The sequence below is a fragment of the Streptomyces sp. NPDC046931 genome, from assembly GCF_040644655.1.
In the GTDB taxonomy this organism is placed as follows: Bacteria; Actinomycetota; Actinomycetes; order Streptomycetales; family Streptomycetaceae; genus Streptomyces.
The window spans coordinates 1-25,722 of the sequence record NZ_JBEYWX010000015.1 but is presented as its reverse complement, the minus strand read 5'-3'; the positions used below and the strand labels follow the sequence as shown (position 1 = coordinate 25,722).

The 25,722-nt window shown below is 70.3% G+C and carries 23 protein-coding genes, 1 rRNA gene and 1 riboswitch; of the genes, 6 read left to right on the top strand and 18 right to left on the bottom strand.

Annotation, left to right across the window (positions count from 1 at the left end; translation table 11 throughout):
• Positions 1-76 precede the first annotated feature (76 nt).
• The 3 genes from ABZ876_RS24320 to ABZ876_RS24310 all read right to left on the bottom strand — a co-directional run bounded on the left by ABZ876_RS24320 (position 77) and on the right by ABZ876_RS24310 (position 2,943).
• Entirely contained in the window at positions 77-1,027 is a 951-nt protein-coding gene (locus ABZ876_RS24320) for an EamA family transporter (protein ID WP_361784901.1), read from the bottom strand.
• A gap of 178 nt (positions 1,028-1,205) precedes the next feature.
• Positions 1,206-2,204, bottom strand: a complete 999-nt coding sequence (locus tag ABZ876_RS24315) for an EamA family transporter (protein WP_361784898.1) — start codon at positions 2,202-2,204, stop codon at positions 1,206-1,208.
• 52 nt (positions 2,205-2,256) lie between these two features.
• Positions 2,257-2,943: a Clp protease N-terminal domain-containing protein gene (locus ABZ876_RS24310; RefSeq protein WP_361784895.1), complete on the bottom strand. Its 687-nt coding sequence runs from the start codon at positions 2,941-2,943 to the stop codon at positions 2,257-2,259.
• Positions 2,944-3,180: 237 nt separating this feature from the next.
• On the opposite strand from ABZ876_RS24310, the gene ABZ876_RS24305 reads away from it, so the two are divergent.
• Positions 3,181-3,609: an SRPBCC family protein gene (locus ABZ876_RS24305; protein ID WP_361784892.1), complete on the top strand. Its 429-nt coding sequence runs from the start codon at positions 3,181-3,183 to the stop codon at positions 3,607-3,609.
• Positions 3,610-3,680: 71 nt separating this feature from the next.
• Here ABZ876_RS24305 and ABZ876_RS24300 read toward each other — a convergent pair whose 3' ends face one another.
• Complete coding sequence (locus tag ABZ876_RS24300) at positions 3,681-4,340, bottom strand: PadR family transcriptional regulator (RefSeq protein WP_361784889.1); 660 nt, start codon at positions 4,338-4,340, stop codon at positions 3,681-3,683.
• 485 nt (positions 4,341-4,825) lie between these two features.
• Here ABZ876_RS24300 and ABZ876_RS24295 point away from each other — a divergent pair, with 485 nt between their 5' ends.
• Together ABZ876_RS24295 and ABZ876_RS24290 are read left to right on the top strand one after the other, a co-directional pair.
• Positions 4,826-5,239 carry a restriction endonuclease gene (locus tag ABZ876_RS24295; RefSeq protein WP_361784886.1) on the top strand — a complete coding sequence of 138 codons (414 nt, stop codon included), beginning with the start codon at positions 4,826-4,828 and terminating at the stop codon, positions 5,237-5,239.
• 246 nt (positions 5,240-5,485) lie between these two features.
• Entirely contained in the window at positions 5,486-6,295 is an 810-nt protein-coding gene (locus ABZ876_RS24290) for a PhzF family phenazine biosynthesis protein (protein WP_361784883.1), read from the top strand.
• A gap of 68 nt (positions 6,296-6,363) precedes the next feature.
• On the opposite strand, the gene ABZ876_RS24285 is transcribed toward ABZ876_RS24290, so the two are convergent.
• Positions 6,364-7,164 carry a type II CAAX endopeptidase family protein gene (locus ABZ876_RS24285; protein WP_361785414.1) on the bottom strand — a complete coding sequence of 267 codons (801 nt, stop codon included), beginning with the start codon at positions 7,162-7,164 and terminating at the stop codon, positions 6,364-6,366.
• A gap of 242 nt (positions 7,165-7,406) precedes the next feature.
• A complete protein-coding gene (locus ABZ876_RS24280; protein ID WP_361784880.1) occupies positions 7,407-8,924 on the bottom strand; it encodes a glutamate-cysteine ligase family protein in 1,518 nt (505 codons plus the stop codon).
• Between the two features lie 554 nt (positions 8,925-9,478).
• On the opposite strand from ABZ876_RS24280, the gene ABZ876_RS24275 reads away from it, so the two are divergent.
• Together ABZ876_RS24275 and ABZ876_RS24270 are read left to right on the top strand one after the other, a co-directional pair.
• Complete coding sequence (locus ABZ876_RS24275; protein WP_361784877.1) at positions 9,479-10,063, top strand: hypothetical protein; 585 nt, start codon at positions 9,479-9,481, stop codon at positions 10,061-10,063.
• Between the two features lie 950 nt (positions 10,064-11,013).
• Positions 11,014-11,220 carry a DUF5999 family protein gene (locus tag ABZ876_RS24270; protein ID WP_103840200.1) on the top strand — a complete coding sequence of 69 codons (207 nt, stop codon included), beginning with the start codon at positions 11,014-11,016 and terminating at the stop codon, positions 11,218-11,220.
• Between the two features lie 120 nt (positions 11,221-11,340).
• Here the strand turns inward: ABZ876_RS24270 and gcvP are convergent, their stop codons facing one another.
• Positions 11,341-14,226 carry an aminomethyl-transferring glycine dehydrogenase gene (gcvP, locus tag ABZ876_RS24265; RefSeq protein WP_361784873.1) on the bottom strand — a complete coding sequence of 962 codons (2,886 nt, stop codon included), beginning with the start codon at positions 14,224-14,226 and terminating at the stop codon, positions 11,341-11,343.
• 177 nt (positions 14,227-14,403) lie between these two features.
• Positions 14,404-14,499: riboswitch (glycine riboswitch) on the bottom strand.
• A 113-nt stretch (positions 14,500-14,612) separates the two neighbouring features.
• Between gcvP and ABZ876_RS24260 the strand changes: the two genes are divergently transcribed.
• On the top strand, positions 14,613-14,984 hold the full coding sequence (locus ABZ876_RS24260) for a PRC-barrel domain-containing protein (RefSeq protein WP_361784870.1): 372 nt from the start codon (positions 14,613-14,615) through the stop codon (positions 14,982-14,984).
• A gap of 46 nt (positions 14,985-15,030) precedes the next feature.
• On the opposite strand, the gene ABZ876_RS24255 is transcribed toward ABZ876_RS24260, so the two are convergent.
• The 11 genes from ABZ876_RS24255 to rrf form a co-directional block, all read right to left on the bottom strand.
• Positions 15,031-16,428, bottom strand: a complete 1,398-nt coding sequence (locus ABZ876_RS24255) for a DNA polymerase IV (protein ID WP_361784867.1) — start codon at positions 16,426-16,428, stop codon at positions 15,031-15,033.
• Between the two features lie 55 nt (positions 16,429-16,483).
• Complete coding sequence (locus ABZ876_RS24250; protein WP_361784864.1) at positions 16,484-17,164, bottom strand: MerR family transcriptional regulator; 681 nt, start codon at positions 17,162-17,164, stop codon at positions 16,484-16,486.
• A gap of 362 nt (positions 17,165-17,526) precedes the next feature.
• Entirely contained in the window at positions 17,527-18,000 is a 474-nt protein-coding gene (locus tag ABZ876_RS24245; protein ID WP_004002801.1) for a bifunctional nuclease family protein, read from the bottom strand.
• 84 nt (positions 18,001-18,084) lie between these two features.
• Positions 18,085-18,840 carry a MerR family transcriptional regulator gene (locus ABZ876_RS24240; RefSeq protein WP_361784861.1) on the bottom strand — a complete coding sequence of 252 codons (756 nt, stop codon included), beginning with the start codon at positions 18,838-18,840 and terminating at the stop codon, positions 18,085-18,087.
• 44 nt (positions 18,841-18,884) lie between these two features.
• Positions 18,885-19,757 (bottom strand): FHA domain-containing protein, encoded by an 873-nt coding sequence (locus ABZ876_RS24235; RefSeq protein ID WP_361784858.1) that lies wholly within the window; start codon positions 19,755-19,757, stop codon positions 18,885-18,887.
• 61 nt (positions 19,758-19,818) lie between these two features.
• The gene (locus ABZ876_RS24230; protein ID WP_361784855.1) at positions 19,819-20,775 is read right to left on the bottom strand and encodes a DUF881 domain-containing protein; all 957 of its coding nucleotides are present in this window, start codon (positions 20,773-20,775) and stop codon (positions 19,819-19,821) included.
• 5 nt (positions 20,776-20,780) lie between these two features.
• Positions 20,781-21,113, bottom strand: a complete 333-nt coding sequence (locus tag ABZ876_RS24225) for a small basic family protein (protein WP_019708255.1) — start codon at positions 21,111-21,113, stop codon at positions 20,781-20,783.
• Positions 21,110-22,006 carry a DUF881 domain-containing protein gene (locus ABZ876_RS24220; RefSeq protein WP_361784852.1) on the bottom strand — a complete coding sequence of 299 codons (897 nt, stop codon included), beginning with the start codon at positions 22,004-22,006 and terminating at the stop codon, positions 21,110-21,112. Before ABZ876_RS24220 ends, ABZ876_RS24225 begins: the two co-directional genes overlap by 4 nt.
• 98 nt (positions 22,007-22,104) lie before the next feature.
• Positions 22,105-24,600 (bottom strand): mannose-1-phosphate guanyltransferase, encoded by a 2,496-nt coding sequence (locus tag ABZ876_RS24215; RefSeq protein WP_361784849.1) that lies wholly within the window; start codon positions 24,598-24,600, stop codon positions 22,105-22,107.
• Between the two features lie 113 nt (positions 24,601-24,713).
• On the bottom strand, positions 24,714-25,322 hold the full coding sequence (locus ABZ876_RS24210; RefSeq protein ID WP_361784846.1) for a CDP-alcohol phosphatidyltransferase family protein: 609 nt from the start codon (positions 25,320-25,322) through the stop codon (positions 24,714-24,716).
• A 143-nt stretch (positions 25,323-25,465) separates the two neighbouring features.
• Positions 25,466-25,582: ribosomal RNA gene (gene rrf, locus ABZ876_RS24205) — 5S ribosomal RNA — on the bottom strand.
• Positions 25,583-25,722 lie beyond the last annotated feature (140 nt).

The window sequence follows — 25,722 nt, the reverse complement described above, 5'->3', positions numbered from 1 at the left end:
ACCCGCACGCCCGCCGGTTCGGTCGGCCCGACGGCGGCCTCGCCGCGCCGTCCGCCGACCGGTCCGTGCCGGTCCGTCACACCAGGACCGGCTCCTCCTCCGGCGCCCGTACCCCGCGCGCCTCCGACAGAGCGAGCCCCGCGACCGAGCCGAGCATCAGCGCGGTGCCGACGGTGGTCGCCGCGGTGAGCCGCTCACCGAGCAGGGCCACGGCGAGCACCGCCGCGCTGACCGGCTCGAGCAGCATCACCACGGACACCGTGGCGGACCGCACGACGGACGCGCCCGCGAAGTAGAGGGCATACGCCAGGGCCGTGGGGACCGCCGCGATGTACGCCACCGTCCACCCGAGGAGCACCGGTTCGGCGGTGTGCGGCACCAGCCCCTCGGTCAGGGCGAACGGCAGCAGGATCAAAGTGGTGACCGCGAACGTGGACACGGTGGTGCCGGCCACGTCGGACGCGCCGTCTCGGCCCCACCATCGGGTGAGCAGGGTCATGCCCGAGTAGCCGGCCGCCGACACGACCGCCAGCAGCACGCCCCACGGGCGCACGGTCGCCCCCGCGCTGCCAAGGACGAGCACCCCGAGTCCGGCGAGCGCTCCGGCGACTGCGGTCACTCCGCCCCGGCCGAGCCGCTCCCCCATCGTGAGCCGGGCGCCGAGCGCGATGAGCACGGGGCCGGCGCCCAGGGTGACGACGGTCGCCACGGCCAGTCCGGTGGCCGAGACCGCCGCGAAGTAGGCGGTCTGGAAGACGGCGAGCCCGAGGCCGGTCGCCCCGGCCCGCAGTGCCCTGCGCGCGCGTGGTTCCGGTACGGCGGTGCGGGCGCGCGGACGCAGCAGGCGGGCGGCGAGCAGCAGCACGAGCCCGGCCGCGCAGCGCCAGAAGGAGAGGGCGACGGGCCCCATGTCACTGGCCCGGTAGACCAGGGAGGCGGCCGCGCCCGCGGTACCCCAGGCGACACCGGCGACGATCAGATACAGCAGGCCTCGCCCGACGGGCAGGCCGGAGACGGCATTCGACATGTTGTGGTCTCCGCAAATACGCAGAAGTTCGGGAAGGGCCCCGAGCGTCGGGGGCCGTGGACTTCTTCTGCGGGCAGCACCGTTCCGCCCGGCGGCGTGCCGGGCGTGGATTCCGGGGGCCCGCCCTCAGGCGGCCGGGGGCGGAAGAACGAGTGCGTCGGAATGCATGATCGACACCTTAGGCGGCCGTGCCCCGGGGCGACAACTTCCTTTCGGCACCCCCGCTGGCGACCGGTTCCGGGGATCCCTGTGCGGGTGCCGAGGACTGGGCGATGAACGCCCCCACCAGGACGACCGCACCACCGGCGAGTTGGGGCGCCGAGAGGTGCTCACCGAGCAGCACCCATGCGAGGACGGTGGCGATGACCGCTTCCAGGCACGCCACGACGCCTGCCACCTGGGGCGAGAGGCGGCGCACGGAGAGCACGCCGGTGATGTAGGCGAGCACCGTGGCTATCAGCACGATCCAGGCCAGCAACAGGACGGCCGGGACCGGGGTGCCGTTCATCTTCGCGGTGCCGGCGAGGACGGACCAGTCCATGTTCCAGGGACGGGCGACGACGGTGAGCACTGCGGCCCCGACGAGCAGTCCGTACGCGATGACGCCGAGCGGGTCCGGGGCTTCGGCGCCCGCCTCACTGCCCTGGTCGGACAGGACGAAGTAGCCGACCTGGCAGCAGGCGGCGCCGAGCGCGAGCAGCACCCCGAGGGGGTCGAAGCTCAGCCCGGACCACACCTCCACGACACAGGCGAGCCCGCCGACGGCGAGGACCACGCCGATCGCCGCGGCGCGTGTGACGGGCCGCCGCTGCACCAGGCGCACCCAGCCGAGCACGAGCGCGGGCGCGAGGTACTCGATGAGCAGGGCGACACCGACGGGGATACGGGAGAGGGCGGCGAAGTAGCAGGCCTGCACGCCGGCCACGGCGAGCAGGCCGAAACCGGTGAGGAGCGCGGGGCGCTCGCGCACCAGCGCGCGGTGGCGTACGGCGAGCGGGAGCGCCACGAGCGCGGCGCCCGCGACCCGCAGCCACACCACATGGAGCGGGTCGAGACCCGCCTGGATCAGCGGCTTGGCCGCGACACCGGACCCGCCGAAGGCGACCGCGGACGCAAGCGCGAGCCCCAGGCCGACGCCCCGGCCACGGGTCCCCTGAGTCCCCTGAGACATATGCATCGGCACATGATGACAGGCGACGACATGAGCGTCACTCCCGATGGCACCTGTCTCAGGGCCTGGACGTCCACGCCCCCGGGCGGGGCGCTCGGCAGGGCGGGATCCGCGGCGGGAGCGCCGTCGGCGGCGTCCCGTCCCCACTTGGGACGTGCCCTGCCTCCGGGGGCCCGGCGGGGCACCCCTCCGCCCCTGCCCCCGCCTGGATCCGGGCCTGGAGGGCCGCTACGTCGACGCCTCCGCGGCCGAGGACCTCGACGGCCCGCGACTCGGGGTCCGCCAGGATCGCGGCGAGCAGATCGAGCCCCCGCGCGCGTGCGACGCCTCGCCGGGCCGCGCGCCCATAGGCCGCGCTCAGGGCGCTCGCCGCCGCCGGCGACCAGCGCTCCGGTTCGCCGAGCACCGGCAGGGCGCCGGAGTCCTCGACCGTGCTCTGCCAGCGCAGGCCGTAGCCGATGGCCCGCTGGACCAGGTAACCGAGCAGCCGTGCGACCTGCGGGCCGTCGAAAACGGACCGCACCTCGGCGTCGGACTCCAGGAGCGTGTGCAGCAGATGCGCCGTGTCGGTCTGCCGGTCACCGTCCCGCACCGCCCTTCTGCGGGCACCCGCGACCACCGCTGCCAGCTCGGCGGTGAGCCTGGCATCGAGGCTGGTGTGGTGCGCGCCGGGTGCGGCGGCCGGCCGCTGGGAATGACGGGGTGGCACATCCCCTACCCCATCAGTCCCGGCGGCCCGGGTCATCCTCGGCGGGCAGCATCTTCGCATCCGACGCAGGTTGGGGATGGCTGAGCTGCTTCTCCTCCTTACGGATGAGATCGCGCGGTTTTCCCTGACGAACAGCGCGCCGCCTTGCCCGGGCCCATCGCCCCCCCCGCATTCCTGACGGTCCATCAGTCTTGAATGTTCGGGTTCCCGGGGCTACCTTCCGCGACACCGTAGCTGCGCCCGCCGCAGCAGCCGACGCCAAGGGGTGGTCGTATGGCCGAAGTCAGCGCGGAAACACGTGTGGCGGCGCCTGCCGAGAAGGTGTGGGCCCGGCTCACCGACTGGTCGGCGTACGGCGAGTGGAACGCGACCCACACCGGCTTCCCGAAGGGCGGCCCGCAGGTCCTGGAAGTGGGCGGGACCTTCGAGGAGAACATGAAGCTCATGGGCTTCCCCGCCGAGGTCGCCTGGACCATCGAGGAACTGGTGCCCGGACGTGTCCTGGCCATCCGCGGCACGGGTCCGATGGCCGTGAACCTCGCCACGCGCTACACGCTGACACCCCAGGGCGAGGGCACCTCGGTGCGCATCGAGGGCGAGTTCACCGGCGCGGCGGTCTCCCTGATGGCAGGCAGGCTGAAGGACTCGGCGACGGCCGCGCTCCGGGAGTCGCTGCGCCGGCTCGGTGCACTGGTGTCCTGAGCAGGCGGACACGAAGGCGCCCCGCGGCCGTGTGCCGCGGGGCGCCCGCACGGGCCGTACCCGTCGTACCGTCAGCTCTCGTCGGCGAGGATCAGGTACAGCTTCTTGCGGGCCTCGTTGATGACCGCGAGGGCCTTGTCGCGCTGTTCCTTGCTGCCGGCCTTCCAAACCTGGCCGAACGCCTCCATCAGGCCGAAGCCGGCCTGCCGGATCTCGTGCAGCGCCTCCCAGTCGACGCCGCGCGAGGCCTCCTCCCACGGGACCTCCGGGCCCTCGTCGGCCGCGGCACGACCCGCCTCGGTGAGCGCGAAGAGCTTCTTGCCGCCCTCGCTCTCACTGGCGATCAGCCCCTCGTCCTCGAGCAGCTGGAGGGTGGGGTACACCGAGCCGGGGCTGGGCTTCCACGCCCCGCCGCTGCGCTCGGCGATCTCCTGGATCATCTCGTAGCCGTGCATGGGCCGGTCCTTGAGGAGAGCCAGGATCGACGCCCGTACGTCACCACGCCGCGCCCTGCCTCGCGGTCCGCCCCGGCCGCGGCCGCCCCAGGGGCCGCCGGACCCGAAGAAGCCCGGGCCGCCGAATCCGGGACCGCCGGGGCCTCCAGGGCCACCCGGCCCGAAGGGCCCGAAGGCCGCGCGCCGCGTCTCGAAGCCACCCCGCGCACGGTAACCGGGGCCGCCGTGGTGGTGTCCGTGCCGTTCGAATCCGAAGTCCTGTCCACGGGAACGCATCGCCATCACTCCATCCATCGTCGACCTGTCACGATACGTCAACGATATATCGGAAGAGCTGGCATGACAAGACTCGCCTCCCGGCATTCGGATGACCTGTCTCAGGGAAGTTCGACCGGTCTCGCTGACTTCTGACCACCGGTACGTTCCGTCTCATCGAATCCTGACCGGCGCTCGCGATACGCCTTCCGCCTGCAACGCTGTGAGCTCGCAAGCCCAACAGCCGCGAACGCGGAGCAGCAGCCGGTCAAAAGACGGCCACGCAGCGCCGGGAAGGATCATGTGCGCGTGAGGGCGACGGGCGCGGCGAGCTCCGCTCGTAGAGGTCGTGCGAATGCTGCGCCGCACGCCAGACCCAGCGGGGAACCGACATGCAGCGGGACCGGGAGGACGACTGGGTTCGAGCGGTACCAGCGTTTGCCGGAGCCGGTGTTTGAGATGAACGCCGTCGTTCGAGGAATACATCGCCGGCCTGTGCCGCCGCGATGGCCGGCGTGCAGCGGGTCAGGGGCGACACGCTGGGCGGCCAGATGACCGGCTATCTGCCGGACGGCCGAAAAGCTGCCGTGGAGTGCGAACGAGTGCGCGACGACCGCTCCGTAGACCCCCGCCGCATCCGAACCTCCGACGACGCCGCTCGCGTACAGCCGACTGCTGAGGTGACCATCCTTGTCGCCCCCGGGCCGTTCACGAAGCGCGAACGCAAGGCCGCCGCTCGCCGTCGCTTGACGCTGATCGACGCCGACCGGCTCGAGTCCTGGATGAAGGGCACCACGTTGAGCGAGTTACTGGTACCGAAGACCGGCAAGGCCAGGCCGGAACCGCACGAGCGCCCAGGTCGTGTCCCGCGTCGTGGTGTATGGGATCAAGCGATACGCGTTCCGGTACAAGGCCCCTGACGATCTCCGGAAAGGCAGCGGTCCACGAGGCGCCCTGCTGAGGCGAGTTGAGCACTCGGTCTGGCGGAGTCACCGTCCCCGACCTGCGGATTCCGGCGCCTTGATCGGCTACACCACCCGGCGGGACGCCATCAGCGCCCACGAGTGACCGACCTCTCAGGCGGAACCTGCCGCTCTCGGTACTCGGGTCCAGACCCTGCGGATTGGCCTTGGCCCGGCCCGTGCGGCGGGGTCTAGCGTCGGCCCATGCGGATTCGAATCGTCGACGCCTTCACCGACCGCCCCTTCACCGGAAACCCGGCCGGTGTCCTGCTCCTCGACGCGTTCCCGGAGGACGACTGGCTGCAGAACGTGGCCCGCGAGGTCAACCACGCCGAGACCGCGTTCGCCCACCGTCTGCCCGAGGGCGGCGAGGCCGACTGGGCGCTGCGCTGGTTCACACCCGCCACCGAGGTCGCCCTGTGCGGCCACGCGACCCTCGCCACCGCCCATGTGCTGCACACCACGGGCGCCCACGAGGGCCCCGTACGCTTCGCCACCCGCGGCGGAGTGCTGGGCGCCGCGCCGCACGAGGACGGCTCGATCACCCTGGACTTCCCCACCGCCCCCCTCTCCCGCGCCGAGATCCCCGAAGGACTCTCCGATGCCCTCGGTGCCGAACCTCTCACCGCCGTCGACACCGGCCCGGACGTCGGCGACCTGATCCTCGAACTCGCCGACGAGAAGACCGTGCTCGGCCTCGCCCCCGACCACAGGGCGCTCGGCCACCACTCCCCGCGGGGTGTCATCGCGACCGCCCGCGCCGAAGACCCCTCACGGGGATACGACTTCGTCTCGCGCTGTTTCTTCCCGAACGTCGGCATCGACGAGGACCCGGTCACCGGCAGTGCCCACACCGCCCTGGCGCCCTACTGGGCCGAGCGTCTCGGCCGCCCGGACCTCATCGGTCTGCAGGCCTCGCCGCGCTCCGGCCGCGTCCGCACCGCACTCCGCGGTGACCGCACCCTGCTCAGCGGCCATGCGGTCACGGTGATCGAGGGCGAACTGCTGGGCTGACGCGGACGAGGGTCACGAGGAAGGGTCGTACGGTAGTGCCGTACGACCCTTCCCGTCGCCGTCGTCCCTCACGCCGTGGGCAGCCAGCCCACCTTCCCCGCCAGCAGGGCATACCCGACGAACGCCCCGATGTCGAGCAGCGAGTGGGCCACCACCAGGGGGCCGACCCGGCCCCAGCGCCGGTAGAGACAGACGAAGACCACCCCCATCACCATGTTGCCCAGGAAGCCGCCGATGCCCTGGTAGAGGTGGTAGGAGCCGCGCAGCACGGAGCTGGCCACCAGGGCCGTGCCGGGGGTCCATCCCAACTGGCTGAGCCTGCGCAGCAGATAGCCGACGACGATGACCTCCTCCAGCACCGCGTTCTGCACCGCCGACAGGACGAGCACCGGGAACTTCCACCACACATCGGGCAGCGCCTCCGGCACCACCGTCAGGTTGACTCCGAAACCCCGGGCGGCCAGATAGAACGCGATGCCGGTGGAACCGATCACCGCGGCGATCGCCGCCCCGCGCCCGAGGTCCGGCCACGGCCGCGCGCGGTCGAAGCCGAGCGTGCGCAGCGACGCGCCCTCCCGCAGCAGGAAGTGCGCGACGAGCGCGACCGGCACCAGCGCGGTCGCGATCCCGAAGAGCTGCCAGGCGAGATCCAGCCAGGGGCGGCCGGGGGCGGCCGACGCGTTGAGGGTGGCCGCCTGCTCCTTGAGCCCGCCGGGCTTGGTGACCGAGCCGACAAAGCTGATCAGCGCCGACACACCGCTCGCACCGAGCGACAGCGCCAGCACCAGCAGCGTCTCGTTACGGAGAATCCGTCGCGTCGGCCGCTCCGCCGGAAAAGTATCGGCCACCGACCCTGTCTCCACCTGCACTCCCGCCTCCTGTTGCGCCATGAGCGATCCCGCCTCGTCCCATCTTCGCCCCGCCAGGGCCTCGGCAGAAACGACGAAGATCGTGCGCGACCGGCCGTAGGGGGAACGGACGTCGTTCGGGGCGTACCCGCTTCCCTCCTGCTCTGCCATACGGGTGCTTCACGGCACGCACTCAACAGGGGGCCGGCCCGGAGCGCTCGACGTCCCCGGCCGGGCGTACGGCCGGGGACGGGAGTCACCGCTCAGCCCAGCAGCACCGGTTCCGGCAACCCGACCGGCCAGGTGTGCACCGGCTCACCGGCGTGCATCAGCTCGCCGTACCGCCGGGTCGTCGCGGCCAGCGCGGCGTCCCGGTCGAGCCCCTGCGCCAGGGCCCGGTGGAAGGTGGCGGCCTGCCAGGTCGCGCCGTTGGCCCTGAGCCGGCACCGCTCCTCGATCACACCGAGGTAGAAGTCCCGGTCGGCCGGCTCGACCCCCCACGCGTCGAGCCCCGCCGCGGCCAGCGGCAGCAGTTCGTCGCGCACCAGGTCCACGGCCTCCACCTCGGTGGTGCCGCCGTACCGTCCGCGCCGCGGCCACAGCAGTCGCGCCTCGATGCCGTAGCGGCAGGCGTCGTCGAAGTTGGCGGCGGCGGCCTCGAACGGCAGTCGCGTCCACACCGGCCGCGCATCCTCGGCGAGGGCGCGGACGACGCCGTAGTAGAAGGCCGCGTTGGCGATCACATCGGTGACGGTGGGGCCGGCGGGCAGCACCCGGTTCTCCACCCGCAGATGCGGGACACCGCCGGCGACGCCGTACACCGGCCGGTTCCAGCGGTACACCGTGCCGTTGTGCAGGACGAGTTCGGCGAGCTTGGGCGTGCCGCCCTCGTCGAGGACGCGCAGGGGGTCCTCGTCGTCGCAGATCGGCAGCAGCGCCGGGAAGTAGCGCAGGTTCTCCTCGAAGAGTTCGTAGGCCGACGTGATCCAGCGCTCGCCGAACCAGGTGCGCGGCCGCACCCCCTGCGCCTGGAGTTCGGGCGGCCGGGTGTCGGTGGACTGCTGGAACAGCGGCGGCCGGGACTCGCGCCACAGTTCACGCCCGAACAGAAAGGGAGAGTTGGCGCCTACGGCGATCTGTGCCGCCGCGACCGCCTGCGCCGCGTTCCAGACGTCGGCGAAGCGGGCCGGAGTCACCTGGAGGTGCAACTGGACGGACGTACAGGCGGCTTCGGGCGCGATCGAACGGGAGGTGCACACAAGCCGCTCCACCCCCTCGATGTCGAGGGTGAAGTCCTCACCGCGGGCGGCCATGATCTGATTGTTGAGCAGGGTGTACCGGTCGACGGCGGAGAGGTTGGAGGAGACCAGGTCATCACGGCCGAGCGTCGGCAGAATGCCGATCATCACGATGCCGGCGTCGACCTCGTTCGCTTTCCGGTGGGCATAGGCCAGCGAGGTGCGCAGCTCTTCGGCAAGCCGGTCGAATACCCTGCCGCCCAGCCGGTGTGGAGCGATGTTGACTTCCAGGTTGAACATGGCGAGTTCTGTTTGGAAATCTCGGCTGGCAATCCTTTCCAGCACTTCCGCATTCATCATTCTCGGCATGCCGTCGGGCCCGGCGAGATTCAATTCGATCTCCAGACCCACAAGGTTCTTCGGACGATCGAACCGCTTCTCCTCCAGCAGTCGCGCAAGTCCCGTCAGGCACTGCCTGAGCTTGTCGCGGTAGCGCTGACGATCGGACAGGTCGAATGGCCCTGCCACGACCTTCTCTCCCATCGGGTACGTCCCTCCTAAGATGGGCAGGCCGGCGTTCCGGCCGCTGCTGTCCCGGGTCACGGTGGATGATGCCCCGGCTACGCGATCGATAACGTCCTCGCGTGCGGCCGCCACCCGCTAGGCTGGGCGGGCAGTATCACCGGGCACATTCCCAGGGCATGTCGCAGTAGGAAGTTTCACTGCGCAACCATGTCGTGAAAAACGCCGACGAGAACCGGCCGACCGCTACGGGCGAGTCATCCGAGGTGGCGACCGGTGGCCTCGCTCCGTATCGGGACGAATACCGCTTATCAGCGACCGGATATCCCCTTGTCGTCATACGTCGGACGACTAGACGAAACATTGCATGAACATGTGTCGTATAAACTTTCCGCACGGGGCAGAGAGAGTTGGTGCGCGCGGTCCTGAGCCCTGTCGTCAAAGCGCCTCCATTCGTCCGGGCACAGTTCCCCCGCTCCTCTGACCCCGAGAGCTGACAGCACTGTCCGCCCGCCTTTCCCGCCCCGCCCCGCCCCCCAGCGCCACCGTGCCTGTCGAATGAGAGGCGACCCACCATGCTGCTGCATGTCCCCCCGGCACCCCCGCCCGCTCTCCGTTCCGTCCTCACGGCACTCGGTTCCCCCACCGCGGTCCAGGAGGCTCGTACCCCGTCCCTGCGAGCCGCCCAGGGCCCGACGACACCCGAACTTCCGCTGCCCGTGCACGTACTGGACCGGATCACCCCCGCGGGCGCGTGGGCGACCCGGCTCGCGGGGTGGCGTTTCCTCGTCCGCTGCGGAGACCGATCCGTCGCCGCCGCCGAGACCATGCTGACCCCTGACGGCTGGGCCTTCTCGCACTTCTTCGAGGGCCCCTACATCGCCGCCACCGAACAGGCCCTGCGCCAGGCGGAGGCGGTGACCCAGCCCTACCAGGCCCGGCTGCTGTCCGTGCCGACGCTGTACATGCTCACCCTGTGGCTGCACGGCGACTGCTCGGCCGACGGCGCGACGGGCTCCCCGGCCCCGACCGATCTCCTGGTTCCGCTCGCCCCGGCCCCGCCCGGCATCGCGGCCCACCGTCCGCACCGCGTCGCCGACCTGCTGCCGGTGCTCACTCTGCGGATGACTCCGGCCCCGCTGCTCGGCTCGCCCGCATAGACACCGACCCGCCCGCCCCCGACTCGTGCCCCGCCGCCGGAAACGGCCGCGGGGCACGTTGCGTGCATGCGCCGACGCACACCACACTCGCGCGGGCTTCGGCTCCCGGGCTCCGCTGCGGCTTCCGGAGCGTCGGCGCCGGGGGCCGGACCTGCCCGACCGGCCCCTCGGCCCCGGACGGGTCTCAGCTTGTCCTGCACGGAGTCCACCAGGGGCCCCCGCGATCGGAAAGCCCGTATGACCACCTCCCGCCGCTCCCGCCGCCCCGGCGGGCGCGCCGCCGCCACCCAGGCTCCCGCCCGCGACCGCTTCGGAGACATCAGGGCCGCCACCCTCGCCCACCTCGAACAGCACGGATGCGGCTACTGCCCCTCCACCTGGCCCGCCGGCGCCTGGCCGACCGTGTCACCCTGCACACCGGCGAGGGCAGCGACATCCTTCCCCCGGTCGCCACAACGAGCGCGGACATCGCCTTCTTCCACGGCTTCGCCCCCACCGCTGCCGCCGTCGGCGCACTGACCGCGACGCTGAGTCCGGGCGGCCTCCTCATCGCCGGCAACATGACCCTCGGCGGCCAGACCGACCGCATCCGCGCCCGGCTCACCTCCTGGCAGCGCACCGAACTCGCGAAACCCTTCTGGCCGTCAAACCGCTCTGAGGCACCCAGGGGCGAGGGCGACGCGCCGGGCGACCCACACGGACTAGCCCCTTCCGGCCATCGGAAACCACCCGAAGGAACGGGGAGTTGGACTGAACCGTCCGCGCGGGTGACGCGTCATGAACCTGTGAGAGCCAGTACAGCGAAATGCCTGCGGACCGACGGCCGTGAGGCAACACTGGGTTCCGGTACGTATCGCCAACGGGGGGCGGCCATGAACGACGCGACGAGCCGCAGGACAGACACGACAGCCATCTCACCCATTACGTCAGAGCGAGAGATCCCATCCACCATGTGCCAGCATCAGCCACCGTGCCCGACCGCCGAATCCGCCGACCGGGAGTCCGCCCGACTCGTGGCGCACCACCCGGAGCAGGGATGGAGTCTGCTGTGCAACGGCGTTCTGCTCTTCGAGGACACCGGTGAGCTTCTGCCCGACGGCCAGATCATCGCCCCGCACCGCCCGCTGGGCACGGACCAGGTGATGACGGCCGCCTGAGCGGCGCACCACGGGGCAGGGAACCGCCCCGTGACACAAGGGGCGGACACCGCCCCGTCATACGAGGGGCCGGCCGGAGACGAACGCTCCGAACCGGCCCCGACGCATGTCCGACGCTGATTACTCCTCGTAAGCGTCCAGCGGCGGGCAGGAGCAGACCAGGTTACGGTCGCCGAAGGCCTGGTCGATGCGGCGCACCGGCGGCCAGTACTTGTCCGCGGCGGACACGCCGGCCGGGAAGACGGCCTCCTCGCGCGTGTACGCGTGCTCCCACGTGCCGCCGAGCGCCGCGGCGGTGTGCGGGGCGCCCCGCAGCGGGTTGTCCTCGGCGGGCCACTGGCCCGAGCCGACCTTCTCGATCTCGGCGCGGATGGCGATCATCGCGTCGCAGAACCGGTCCAGCTCGATGAGGTCCTCGGACTCGGTCGGCTCGATCATCAGCGTGCCGGCGACCGGGAACGACATGGTCGGCGCGTGGAAGCCGTAGTCGATCAGCCTCTTGGCGACGTCGTCGACGCTCACACCCGTCGCCTTGGTCAGCGGGCGCAGGTCGATGATGCACTCGTGCGCGACCAGCCCGCCCGGTCCGGTGTACAGCACGGGGTAGTGCGGCTCGAGGCGCTTGGCGATGTAGTTGGCGGAGAGCACCGCCACCTGCGTCGCCCGCTTGAGGCCCTCGCCGCCCATGAGCCGGACGTACGCCCACGAGATCGGCAGGATGCCCGCCGAGCCCCACGGGGCGGCCGAGATCGGGCCGACGCCCGTCTCCGGACCGGCCGCGGGCTGCAGCGGGTGGTTCGGCAGGTACGGCGCCAGGTGCGCGCGCACCGCGACCGGGCCGACGCCGGGACCGCCGCCGCCGTGCGGGATGCAGAAGGTCTTGTGCAGATTGAGGTGCGAGACGTCGCCGCCGAAGTGGCCGGGCTTGGCGAGGCCGACCAGGGCGTTGAGGTTGGCGCCGTCGACGTACACCTGACCGCCGGCCTCGTGCACGGCGGCGCAGATCTCGGCGACGTGCTCCTCGAACACACCGTGCGTGGACGGGTAGGTGATCATCAGCACCGCGAGCTCGTCGCGGTATTGCTCGATCTTGGCGCGCAGGTCCTCGACGTCGATCTCGCCGTCCTCCGCGGTCTTCACGACGACGACCTTCATACCGGCCATGACGGCGCTGGCGGCGTTGGTGCCGTGCGCGGAGGACGGGATGAGGCACACGGTGCGCCGGTCGTCGCCGTTGGCACGGTGGTAGCCGCGCACCGCGAGGAGACCGGCCAGCTCGCCCTGCGAACCGGCGTTGGGCTGGAGGGACACCTTGTCGTAGCCGGTGACCTCGGCGAGCCGCTGCTCCAGCTCACCGATGAGCGTGAGGTAGCCCTGCGCCTGCTCGGCGGGCGCGAAGGGGTGCAGCTGCCCGAACTCGGACCAGGTGACCGGCTCCATCTCGGTGGTCGCGTTGAGCTTCATGGTGCAGGAGCCCAGCGGGATCATGCCGCGGTCGAGCGCGTAGTCGCGGTCGGCCAGCCTGCGCAGATAGCGCAGCATGGCGGTCTCGGAGCGGTGCTCCTGGAAAACCGGGTGCGTGAGGTAGTCGTCGGTGCGCAGCAGCGCCTGCGGCAGCGCGTCCTCGGTGGTCGCGTCGAGCGCGGCGACATCGCCCTCGACCCCGAACGCGGTCCAGACGGCACCCAGCTGGGCCCGCCCGGTCGTCTCGTCACAGGCGATCGACACATGGTCGGCGTCGACCAGGTGCAGGTTCACGCCCCGCTCACGGGCGGCGGCGACCACCGCGCCGGCCCGGCCCGGCACCCGCGCGGTCAGCGTGTCGAAGTAGGAGCCGTGGACGATCTCGACCCCGCCGGCGGTGAGGCCCGCGGCCAGGATCGCGGCGTAGCGGTGCGTGCGCCACGCGATGGTCCGCAGGCCCTCGGGCCCGTGGTAGACGGCGTACATGCCGGCCATCACCGCGAGCAGCACCTGGGCGGTGCAGATGTTGCTGGTCGCCTTCTCACGGCGGATGTGCTGCTCCCGCGTCTGGAGCGCGAGCCGGTACGCCTTGTGCCCGTCCGCGTCCACGGAGACACCCACCAGACGGCCGGGCAGGCTCCGGGCGAACTTCTCGCCCACCGCCATGTAGCCGGCGTGCGGGCCGCCGAAGCCCATCGGCACGCCGAAACGCTGGGTGGTGCCGACGGCGATGTCGGCGCCCAGCTCACCGGGGGAGGTCAGCAGGGTGAGCGCGAGCAGGTCGGCGGCGACGGTGACGAGCGCGCCCAGCTTGTGGGCCTGCTCGATGACAGGCCGGATGTCGCGTACGGCACCGGAGGCGCCCGGGTACTGGATCAGTACGCCGTTGATCTCCCGCTCGGCGACCTCGGCCGGGATTCCGTCGCTGAGGTCGGCGACGACGACCTCGACGCCGGTGGGCTCCGCACGGGTCTGGATCACGGCGATGGTCTGCGGCAGCGCGTCCGCGTCGACCAGGAAGAGACCCTTCTTGTTCCTTCCCATGCGCCGGGACAGCGCCATCGCCTCGGCGGCGGCCGTGCCCTCGTCGAGCAGCGAGGCACCGGAGGTCGGCAGGCCGGTGAGGTCGGCGACCATGGTCTGGAAGTTGAGCAGCGCCTCGAGCCGGCCCTGCGAGATCTCCGGCTGGTACGGGGTGTAGGCGGTGTACCAGGCCGGGTTCTCCATCACGTTCCGGAGGATCACCGGGGGCGTGAAGGTGCCGTGGTAGCCCAGACCGATCATGGAGTCGAGGACCTGGTTGCGGTCGGCGAGCGAACGCAGCTCGGCCAGCACCTCTGCCTCGGTGCGCGCGCCCGGCAGGTCCAGGGCGTCGGCGTTCTTGATCACATCCGGGACCGCTGCGGCCGTGAGCTCGTCGAGCGAGCCGTAGCCGATGTGCGCGAGCATCTTGGCCCGCGCCTCCTGGTCGGGCCCGATGTGGCGCTGCTCGAAGGGCGTTCCCTGCTCGAGCTCGGAGAGCGGAGTGCGATGGGCGGTCATTGCGGAGGCCTCCTGGTCTGACGCGACCTTCGAGGGGCACCCCGGCGCGGGTACCCCGACGGCCTCCCCCTCTGTCATCTCGACCTGAGAGCTTCACCGGTCCGCGCGAAGGCGTTCCGGTTTTCACCGTCGGTGAGAGCGGGAGCCGTCGGCGCCCGCCCTGCTTTCCAGAGTGACCTCGTCCGTGCGGTACGTGTGCCTGAGAGTTTCCGGGGAGGGTTTGCTCCTTCGGCGCCTTCGGATCCCTCCGAAGGGCTCTCCCGCACGGGGTCAGCAGCCGCTTGCCAGACTACCAGCGGACACAACAAGACAGTCTTCGAGTGGCCGCCGTGCTGAATGTGCTCTTTTGTAGAGCTACGGATGTGTTGCGACCAGTTGGAGGGACCGTGCAGACCGACATCGATCCGCGGAATCTTATCGGCCGCAAGGCGTTCGACCGGAATGGCGTAAAGATCGGCACGATCGACGAGGTCTATCTCGACGACGCGACCGGAGTGCCGGAGTGGGCGGCCATACGGACGGGCCTGTTCAGCAGGGACGCCTTCGTGCCGCTGGAGCCCAGCCGACTCGTCGAGGGCGCGCTCTACGTGCCCTTCGAACGTGCGCTGATCAAGGAGGCGCCCGACTTCGGCGTCGGCCGGCACCTCTCCCCCGAACAGGAGCTGCAGCTCTACCACCACTACGGCCTCGATGTGGCCCCGCCGCCGGCGCCGCCGGACCGCGACTTCGGGCGGCTCGCGGAGTCCGACGGCAGCTGAGCGCGGGACTCCTCCGGCCCGGGCACGCCACGGCCGGGCGGACTCCTCACGCCCCGCGGGCCCCCGGCGTCGACCGCGTCTCGGCGGCCTCGGGTCTTCGTGGCACCAGGGGCAACGGATCCGCCGGCTCCAGCCCGGGGTCGTCGGTACGGAACGTACGCACGCGCCCGGGCCCGGAGTCGGGGGTCTCGAACCGTATGGTCACCCGGCCCAGACCGCTGCCCTGCACCCAGCCGTGCCCGTGGTCGGTGTGCCGCACATCCTGCCCGGCACGCCAGACCGGCTCGGCCGGTACCGCCGGCTCCTCCGCGGAGGGCACGGCGGTGGCCTCCGCCTCCGGCTGCTCCCCGGCCGCCGGCTCCCCCGCGGCCAGATGCGCCTGGGCGAACAGGTCCTCCTGGGTGTAGTCGGCGAGCCCGCTGACGCCGACGCCGAGCAACCGGACCCCGCCGGTGGTGTCCACGGACTCCAGCAGGCGCGCGGCCGCCTCGCGCACCACCGCCGGGTCGTCCGTCGGTCCGCGCAGGGTCTCGGAGCGGGTCAGGGTCGAGAAGTCGTATCTGCGCACCTTCAGCACGATGGTCCTTCCCGAAAGCCCGGCGTCCCGCAGCCGCCGCACACATCGGTCCGCGAGCCGCTGCACCTCCAGGCCGACCCGGACCCGGTCGTGGATGTCGACGTCGTACGTGTCCTCGACCGACACCGACTTGGCCTCCCGCTCCGCCACGACGGGCCGCTCGTCCCTGGCCAGGGCCATCGCGTACAGCGCCTGCCCATGGGCCTTGCCCAGCAGCCTGACGAGTTCGTCCTCCCCCGCCTCGGCGATCTCGTCGACCGTGGTGATCCCGGCCCGCCGCAGATGGTCCCCGGTGGCGGGCCCGACCCCGGGCAGCGTGCGCACCGGCAACGGCCCGAGCAGCGCCCGCTCGGTGCCGGGCCGGATCACCACCAGGCCGTCCGGTTTGGCCTGCTCGGAGGCGATCTTCGCGAGCATCTTGGAGGCGGCCAGTCCCACGGAGCCCGTCAGTCCCGTGACCGACCGGATGTCCGCGCGCAGTCCGACTCCCACAAGGCGCGCCGACTCCTCGTCCCAGGCCACTCCCCCGGCCTCCAGGTCCACGAACGCCTCGTCGAGGCTCAATGGCTCCACCAGCGGCGACAAGGCCCGCAGCAGTCCCATGACCTGTTCGCTGATCTGCCGGTAGAAACCGAAGCGCGGCACCAGATACGCGGCGTTCGGCGCGAGCCTGCGTGCCTGGGCCATCGGCATCGCGGAGTGCACGCCGAAGACACGAGCCTCGTACGACGCCGTCGCCACCACCCCGCGCGGCCCGAGTCCGCCCACGACGACGGCCTTCCCGCGCAGGCTCGGCTTGGCCGCCTGCTCCGCCGAGGCGTAGAAGGCATCCATGTCGAGATGCAGGATCGTGGGCGCGGTTCTCACATTTCCGATGCTGCCCTACGCCACTGACAATGCGGCGGGGCGACCGCGGTGCGTCTCAGACGGCCCGATTGCGGCGTCGCGCCAGCTCGTCCGCCGGATTGTGGCCGACGATCGTCTCGCCGGTGTCGACCCGCTCCCCGTGCAGCTGCGACAGCGCGTTCTCCACGTCCCGCCACACGACGCCCACGGCGATGCCGAAGATGCCCTGTCCGCCCTGGAGCAACTGGTGGACCTCGTCCGGCGAGGTGCACTCGTACACCGTCGCGCCGTCGCTCATGAGCGTCATCCGCTCCAGGTCACGGAAGCCGCGCTCCCGAAGGTGCTGGACGGCGGTGCGGATGTTCTGAAGGGACACACCGGTGTCGAGGAACCGCTTGACGATCTTGAGGACGACGACGTCCCGGAAGCTGTACAGACGCTGAGTCCCCGACCCGTAGGCGGGTCGCACGCTCGGTTCGACGAGACCCGTTCTGGCCCAGTAGTCCAGCTGCCGGTAGGTGATGCCCGCGGCGGCGCACGCCGTGGGGCCTCGATAGCCGATGTCGTTGTGCTCGGAAGCCGCCCCGGCGTCCCCCGGCACGGCCGCGGGCAGCTGGGAGGGGGAGCCGGACGCATGACCATGAGGGGGATACCCCCCGCTGGAACGGAGCCGAGAGCTTGAGGGAGGGTACGGGCCGCTCTCCCCCAGACCGCGTCCGGGGGCACCCCCTGCCGTGCCGCCGCCGCTGCTTCTCACGCCGACCTCCGTCCTTGACCTGCCTTCTCGACGGTAGGCAGTCACCGGGGGTGCGTCAACGATCGCCACACTCGGCACGCCGAGTGATAATCACCCTGCGAGTGGTTTCCCGTGCCCTTCCGCGGGGAAAGGCTAGCCGAATGCCCTGGCCGCGGATCATGAGACGGCGTACGCGCCTTCGACCGGAGCTGCGCGTACTCGGTGTTCCTCGGCGAGCCTGAGCGTCCGGGCGCGGCTCCACGCTTCAGCGCCTGGTATCCCACGCACTCCACGGCCCTCTGCTTCCCGACCACGCTCGCCGCGCACACGCGCAGCCACCCCTCGGCCCACACGCCCCGTCCGACAGGTCCCTAAGGGCCCCGTCACTGGCTGCTCGTACCGAAGTCCTCCGGAGAGATCTGGTCGAGGAACTCGCGGAACTTCTCGACCTCGTCCTCCTGCTCGTCCGGGATCGCGATGCCCGCGTCGTCCAGCACCCCGTCACTGCCGTAGATCGGCGTCCCGGTGCGCAGGGCAAGCGCTATGGCGTCGGACGGGCGGGCGCTCACCTCGACGCCGCTGGCGAAGACCAGCTCCGCGTAGAAGACGCCTTCACGCAGGTCCGTGATGCGTACTTCGGTGAGCTCCTGACCGACGGCCTCCAGCACGTCCTTGAACAGGTCGTGCGTCAGCGGTCTGGCGGGGGCCATGCCCTGCTGGGCGAACGCGATCGCCGTCGCCTCCCCGGGGCCGATCCAGATGGGGAGGTAGCGGTCGCCTCCCACTTCACGCAGGAGCACGATCGGCTGGTTGGAGGGCATCTCGACCCGGACACCTACGACATCGAGCTCGTTCACACAGCAACCCTAGGCCGTGGTCGGGATGTTTGGGTAGTCGGGCACAGAACGGCGGGGCGATCCGCCCTCGGCGAACGCGCCGGTTCAGGACAGCCGCACACCCAGCGCGGACTGCACCAGCGCCGCGTGCAGCTTCACCGCGAGCCCGGCCAGCTCCTTCGTGCGGGCTTCGGCGTGCGCCCTGGTCTGCGGGTTGCGGTGGCGCCGCAGCGGTGCCACCACCTGGTCCACCAGGCCCGCCTCGCGGTCCGCCGCCGCCTTCATCACCCGCAGATGGCGCGGCTCGATCCCATGCCGGCCGAGTTCGGCCAGCAGAGTGGCCACGGTGACGGCCTCTGCGTCGTACAGCCCCTCCATATACGGCGTGACCAGGCCATACGACTCCCACTCCGCGATCTGCTCGGCGCTGATCCCGGCGGCCGCCATCAGCTCCTCGCGGGCGATCCGCGCGGCCGGAGCGGCCTCGGGCTCACTCAGGAGGTCCCCGAGCAGCTCTCCGTCACCGGTGTCACGCGGACGGCCCAAGGACGGCAACCGCACCTCCTCGCCCCGCTCCAGGGCGTCCAGGTGCTCACGGATGACCTTCAGCGGCAGATAGTGGTCCCGCTGCATCCTCAGCACCTGGCCGAGGCGCTCGACGTCCCGTGCGCTGAACTTTCGATACCCCGACGGGGTGCGCTGCGGCTCGATGAGCCCCTCCGACTCCAGGAAACGAATCTTGGAGACGGTGACCTCGGGAAATTCCTCGCGCAGCACGTTCAGCACGGTGCCGATGCTCATCAGCCCGCTGTCCGGGGCGGCGGTGCCGCTGTCGGCACCGCCGCTCGGTGTGTGAAGCATGGGACCTTCCCTGGGAGTCCCCCCGGACGGAGTCGGCGGGAGGGTCAGATGCCCCGCTGGTTGGCGTAGAAGACCAGCCTGTACTTGCCGATCTGCACCTCGTCGCCGTTGTGGAGCAGGACCTGGTCGATGCGCTCACGGTTGACGTACGTGCCGTTGAGGCTGCCGACGTCGGCGACCGTGAACGAACCGTCGGGGCCGCGGCGGAACTCCACATGGCGTCGCGACACCGTCACATCGTCCAGGAAGATGTCGCTCTGCGGATGGCGCCCCGCCGTGGTCAGATCGCTGTCCAGCAGGAAACGGCTGCCCGAGTTGGGGCCGCGGCGCACCACCAGCAGCGCCGAGCCGAACGGCAGCGCGTCGACCGCGGCCTGCGCCTCCGGGGAGAGCGTGGGCAAGACCGTCTGGCCGGTCGCCTCCGCGTCGTACGCCTCCAGACCGGAAATGGAGATCGTGGACGTCGTCTCCGACGCACGCTCCGGAACCGCCCCGGGCCGAAGCGGCGCGCCGCAGTTGGAGCAGAAGCGGCTGTTCTCCGCGTTGCGGTGGCCGCACCTCGTACACACCAGGGCCGACATGTCCCCGAAACCTATGGGGCCGGACGCACCAGGGTCAACAGACGGCGCGCCCTGACCTCCGGAAATGTCACCACCCGGACCAGTGATCTGGTCCCGGAACAGCGGGCGCTGACCCTCCGCGTCTTGCGGCTGTGCGCGATGTCGGGCAGCCGCGCCGCCGCTGCCCTCTCGCGCGCTCTTGCCGAACAACTTCGCAAACAACTTCACGGGCGATTCCCCTTGACCGAAACAGACCCGCCCGTGGGGCAGGACGAACCCTGATTGCATACACCGGCCGATCCGGACATCCTCACAACGTCCGTATCCACCAGACAGTTTCCACCACGCACCACCCATTCGGTGCGCCGACCCCCCGCAACCTGATGCCCTCGTCGGATGGGCCCCATGCACCGCCGGTTCACTGGGAGGACGACCGAGCGTAGTCAGGCTGCTTCGCCGCTCGCAAGGCGTCCACAACGATCTTCGTCGAACGGTCCACGGCGACGGTGGCCTGCTCCTTCTCCAGGGTCTGCACCACACCTCCGGGGATGTTGAGCGCCGGCTCGAGGTCCTGCGGTTTGCCGATGACCTTGAAACGATAGGGCTGGGTGATCTTGTTCCCGTCGACGCTGACGCTCTTCCCGGAATCCGACAGATAGGTGCCGGCGACGACCCTGACCCCGTTGACCTCGATGGCCTCGGCACCGGCCGCGCGCAGCTCCTGGATCGCGTCGAGCAGCATGTCCGCCTGGACCGTTCCCTTCGTGTCCCCGATGGTCATCGTGATGCCGGGTCCCTGCGCCGCCACCGTGCCCGCAAGGATGCCGAGTTGCTTCTCCTTCTCGGCGGTCTGCTTGCGGGCCTCCTCGGCACGGTCCGAGCTGTTCTCCAGCTCGGCCTGCTGATCTTGGAGACCCTGCTTCTCGTCCTGAAGACGCTGGGTGCGGTCGTCCAGTTCATCGAGGATGCGCACAAGATCCTCCTGGCGTGCGCCGCGCAGGGCACTGCTTCCTTCGCTGTTGGAGGCGACCTGGACGGCCAGGCCGAAGCCCAGGCCGAACAGCAGGAGAGCGACGATGAGTTGGGCCCGGCCGACCCGCGGCGGCCACAGCTCCCTCGCCAGACGCTGACGGCCGGTCAGCGCTGCCTCGGAGTCCTCGACCGCTTCGGGTCCCGGCGGAGTCCCGGGAGCCGGGGCGGGGACCTCCTGCGGAAGTTCCCTGCGCAGCCGGTGCTCGGCACCCTGCTCGCGCTCGGGCCGGGGCTCCCGTTCCTGCCCGGGCCCCGGCTCGCGCTCGGGCTCCCGTTCCTGCCCGGGCCCCGGCTCGCGCCCGGAGTGCTGCTCCCGCCCGGGGGTCGCGTCGTCGTTGCTCATCGGCCTCACGCCCGGAACACGTGACGGCGGATCGCCGCGGCGTTGGAGAAGATCCTGATGCCCAGGACGACCACGACACCGGTCGACAGCTGCGCGCCCACCCCCAGCTTGTCGCCGAGGAACACGATCAGCGCCGCCACCACCACGTTCGACAGGAACGACACGACGAAGACCTTGTCGTCGAAGATGCCGTCGAGCATGGCCCGCAGTCCGCCGAACACGGCGTCCAGCGCCGCCACGACGGCGATCGGGAGATAAGGCTCGACGACCGCCGGAACCTCGGGCCGGACCAGCAGGCCCACCACGACTCCGACGACGAGGCCCAGTACGGCGATCACGATGTGCCCTTCCCTGTGCTCTGCTGTGCTGTACGTACGATCACACTTGGTGCGGCGGGCAGCCGGACGTCGGCCTCGGTGGAGATGCCTGTCCGGATCCCGTAGTTCTGCTGGAGCGCATGAAGGTACAGCCCGTCGGCGCTGTTCTGGAACCGGGTGCTCAGCCGTTGCCCGTCCCCCACCGCGAGCACCGTGTACGGCGGCACCAGCGGCCTGTTGTCCACCAGTATCGCGTCGCCCGCGGCCCTGATCGCCGACAGGGCCGTCAGCCGCTGTCCGTTGATCGCGATCGCTTCGGCCCCCGACTCCCACAGCCCGTTGACGACGCGCTGCATGTCGCGGTCGCGTACGCGCCCGGTGTCGGAGAAGCCGGAGGTCTCGCGGGGATTGCCGCCACCGCCCGTGGTGGCTTCCTTCGCGTCGTTCACGACGAGCTTCACTCCGGGGCCGTGGACGGCGACAGCGCCCGACAGGATGCCCACCAGGTCGTCGTCTCCGCCGTCGCTCTTCAGGGCCGCGCGCTGCCGTGCGCTCACGTCGTCGCGCAGCTTGTCGACCGTGGCCTCGAGCTTGTCCGCGGCCGCGGTCTCCCGCTGGATGCGGTCGATGAGTTCCTGACGCTCCTTGGCGACCGTCGGGGCCGCTATGCGGGCCTGTGCGGCGCCCACGGTCACCACGAGGGCGGCCAGCACAAGCCCGGCCGCGAGACCGAGCTTGGCCCGCACAGTCCGGGGCATACCACCGGGGCCGCCGGCCTTCCGGGCGGCGGCCTCGGCGTATCCGTCGTCGAGGCTGTGGTCCATGACGTTGGTGAGCAACGACATGGAGGCGTCCGGACGCGACGGTCGCGTGGTTGTGCTCCGAACGGGGGGCGGCTGCGGCATGCCGCACATCGTCGCACGTCGTGCGCGATACCTCCGAACGGCCCCGCCCGCGTGCCGGACAGGCCCCCTTGGGGACACTTGTCCGGCACACGCGCGTGGTGGGTGTTTTACCGTCCGGCGCTGTCCACGACCGCCGACCACTCGTCCAGCAGTGCCTGCGCGGAAGCGTCGTCGGGGCCCTCGGCCCACAGATGCGTGACGGCCTCGGCGGGGTCGGGCAGCACCAGTACCCACCGCCCGTCCGTCTCCACGACCCGCACGCCGTCGGTCGTGTCGACGAAGCGGTCCCCTGCGGCCTCCACGACCCGGCGCATCACGAGCCCCTTCACGGCCCAGGGAGTCGCGAGATCGCGCTTGAGGACGTGCGCCCGCGGGATCCGCGCGTCGATCTGGCTGAGGGTGAGCTGGGTGCGGGCCACCAGTCCGATGAGCCGCACGAAGGCGGCCGTCCCGTCGAAGACGCTGCTGAACTCGGGCACGATGAAACCGCCGCGCCCGTCTCCGCCGAAGATGGTCGACTCGTCCCGGCCCACGCGTGTGAGGTCGTCGGGCGAGGTGGTCGTCCACTCGACCTGCGTCCCGTGGTACGCCGCCACCTGCTCGGCGATCCTCGTGGTGGTCACCGGCAGCGCCACCCGCCCGCTGCGCCGCTCGGCGGCCACCAGGTCGAGCATCACCAGCAGCGCCCGGTCGTCCTCGACGATCTTCCCCTTCTCGTCCACGAGCGACAGCCGCTCGCCCACGGGGTCGAACCGCACACCGAAGGCCGCACGCGACGACGCCACGATCTCACCGAGTCGCACGAGCCCCGAGCGCCGGGCCTCGGCGGACTCCGTGGGCCGGGACTCGTCGAGACCGGGGTTGATCGTCAGTGAGTCCACACCGAGCTTGCCGAGCAGGCTCGGCAGGACGAGGCCGGCGCTGCCGTTCGAGGCGTCCACGACGACCTTGAGGCCCGACTCGGCGATCCCCGAGGTGTCGACACTCCGCAGCAGCGAGCCGGTGTACGAGTCGAAGACGCTGGACGGGAAGTACAGGTCCCCGATCTCACCGGGGAAGGCTCGCCGGTACTCCTGCCGCGCGAAGACCCGGTCCAGCTTTCGCTGCCCGGCCTGCGACAGGTCGGCGCCCTGTCCGTCGAAGAACATGATGTCGACGGAGTCCGGCACACCGGGGGACGTCCGGATCATGATCCCGCCCGCGCTGCCTCGCGCGGTCTGCTGCCGGGCGACGGGCAGCGGTACGTTCTCCAGGTCGCGTACGTCGATGGCGCTGGCCTGGAGCGCGGAGATGACCGCACGCTTCAGCGCACGCGCGCCGCGGGAGTGGTCGCGGGCCGTGGTGACCGTCGACCCCTTCTTCAGCGTCGTGGCATAGGCGCCGGCCAGCCGAACCGCAAGTTCCGGGGTGATCTCCACGTTGAGGATCCCGGACACGCCACGGGCGCCGAACAGATGCGCCTGGCTCCTCGACTCCCAGATGACCGAGGTGTTGACGAACGCGCCGGCCTCGATGGTCTTGAACGGATAGACCCGGACATTGCCCTGCACGATCGATTCTTCACCGATGAGGCATTCATCGCCGATGACGGCGCCGTCCTCGATCCGGGCCGCCCGCATGATGTCGGTGTTCTTTCCGACCACGCAGCCGCGCAGATTGCTGTGCTGGCCGATGTACACGTTGTCGTGCACGACGGCCTTGTGCAGAAACGCCCCGCTCTTGACGACGACGTTCGAGCCGACGACGGAGTCCTCACGGATTTCTGCGCCGGCCTCGACCTTGGCGTAGTCACCGATGTAGAGGGGGCCGCGCAGCACGGCGTCGGGGTGCACCTCCGCGCCTTCCGCCACCCATACGCCGGGAGAGATCTCGAAGCCGTCGATCTCGACGTCTACCTTGCCTTCCAGGACGTCGGCCTGCGCCTTCACATAGCTCTCGTGGGTGCCGACGTCCTCCCAGTAGCCCTCCGCGACATAGCCGTAGATCGGCTTGCCCTCCTTCATCAGCTGCGGAAAGACGTCGCCGGACCAGTCGACGGGCACATCGGGCTCGACGTAGTCGAAGACCTCGGGTTCCATGACATAGATGCCCGTGTTCACGGTGTCCGAGAAGACCTGACCCCACGTCGGCTTCTCGAGGAATCGCTCGACCTTTCCCTCTTCGTCGACGATCGTGATGCCGAATTCCAGGGGGTTGGGCACACGGGTCAGACAGACGGTGACCAGCGAACCCTTTTCCTTGTGGAAATTGATCAGATCGGTGAGGTCGAAGTCGGTCAGCGCATCACCGGAAATTACGAGGAAGGTGTCGTCCTTGAGCGCTTCCTCGGCGTTCTTGACACTCCCGGCGGTACCGAGTGGCTTCTCCTCGTTGGCATAGGTGAGCTCCATCCCGAGCTCCTCGCCGTCACCGAAATAGTTCTTGACCAGTGAGGCGAGAAATTGAACCGTGACGACGGTCTCGTTGAGCCCATGCCTTTTGAGCAGCCTCAGTACATGCTCCATGATCGGGCGGTTGGCCACGGGCAGGAGCGGCTTGGGCATGCTCGAGGTCATAGGGCGAAGGCGTGTGCCCTCGCCTCCGGCCATTACGACGGCCTTCATGTCGGAAGCGTCCTCCTCTAAGAGACGACGGTCCAGCCGACTTCACCCGTCTAGATTGTCCCGCAGTTTCCCTGCGCGGGCCATCGAGCCACTGCGGCCGCCGATCGGCGAGCTCAACCGGCCTTGGCATCCGCTTGGACAAGGCGGCGGACCTGGACCACGTAGAGAACTCCTGCCCACCAGTACAGGGTTGTACCCCACCCGGCGAACGCCCATCCGAAAATAGCAGCGAGTGACGCGATCCATCCTGTTCCGTCACTGAGAAGCAGCAGCGGGAAGGCGTACATCAAGTTGAAGGTGGCAGCCTTCCCCAGGAAGTTCACCTGGGGCGGCGGATACCCGTGACGCCTGAGGATGCCCACCATCACCAGCAGGACCAGCTCACGGGCCACCAGTGCGCCGGTCAGCCACAGCGGCAGGATCCCGCGCCAGGTGAGGCCGACCAGCGTGGATGCGATGTAGAGCCGGTCGGCCGCGGGGTCGAGGAGCCGGCCGAGGCTGCTGATCTGGTTCCAGCGCCGGGCCAGCTTGCCGTCCAGATAGTCGCTGACGCCGCTCGCTACGAGCACGAGCAGCGCCCAGCCGTCGCTGTTCGGCCCGCCGAACTCGGGCCTGAGGATCAGCCACAGGAAGACGGGCACGCCGACGAGACGCGCCATGCTGAGGATGTTCGGGATGGTGAGGACCCGGTCCGTCTGGACACGGGTCTCCTGGACCTCCACCCGGGGGCCTCCTGCGGAGAACGAGCCAACGATGCCCCCTGACCTTACCCGCATGGTTCGCGCCGCGGTGCAGAGGGGTGGGAGGTACGCGCGGAGCGCAGAAAAACCCCGCACCGAAACGGTGCGGGGTTTTCTCAAGAATTGTTCGGCGGCGTCCTACTCTCCCACAGGGTCCCCCCTGCAGTACCATCGGCGCTGTAAGGCTTAGCTTCCGGGTTCGGAATGTAACCGGGCGTTTCCCTCACGCTATGACCACCGAAACACTATGAAACTGTGAACGCCGCACCATGTGTGGCACATGGGGCTGTTCGTGGTTTCAGAACCGACACAGTGGACGCGAGCAACTGAGGACAAGCCCTCGGCCTATTAGTACCGGTCACCTCCACACGTTACCGTGCTT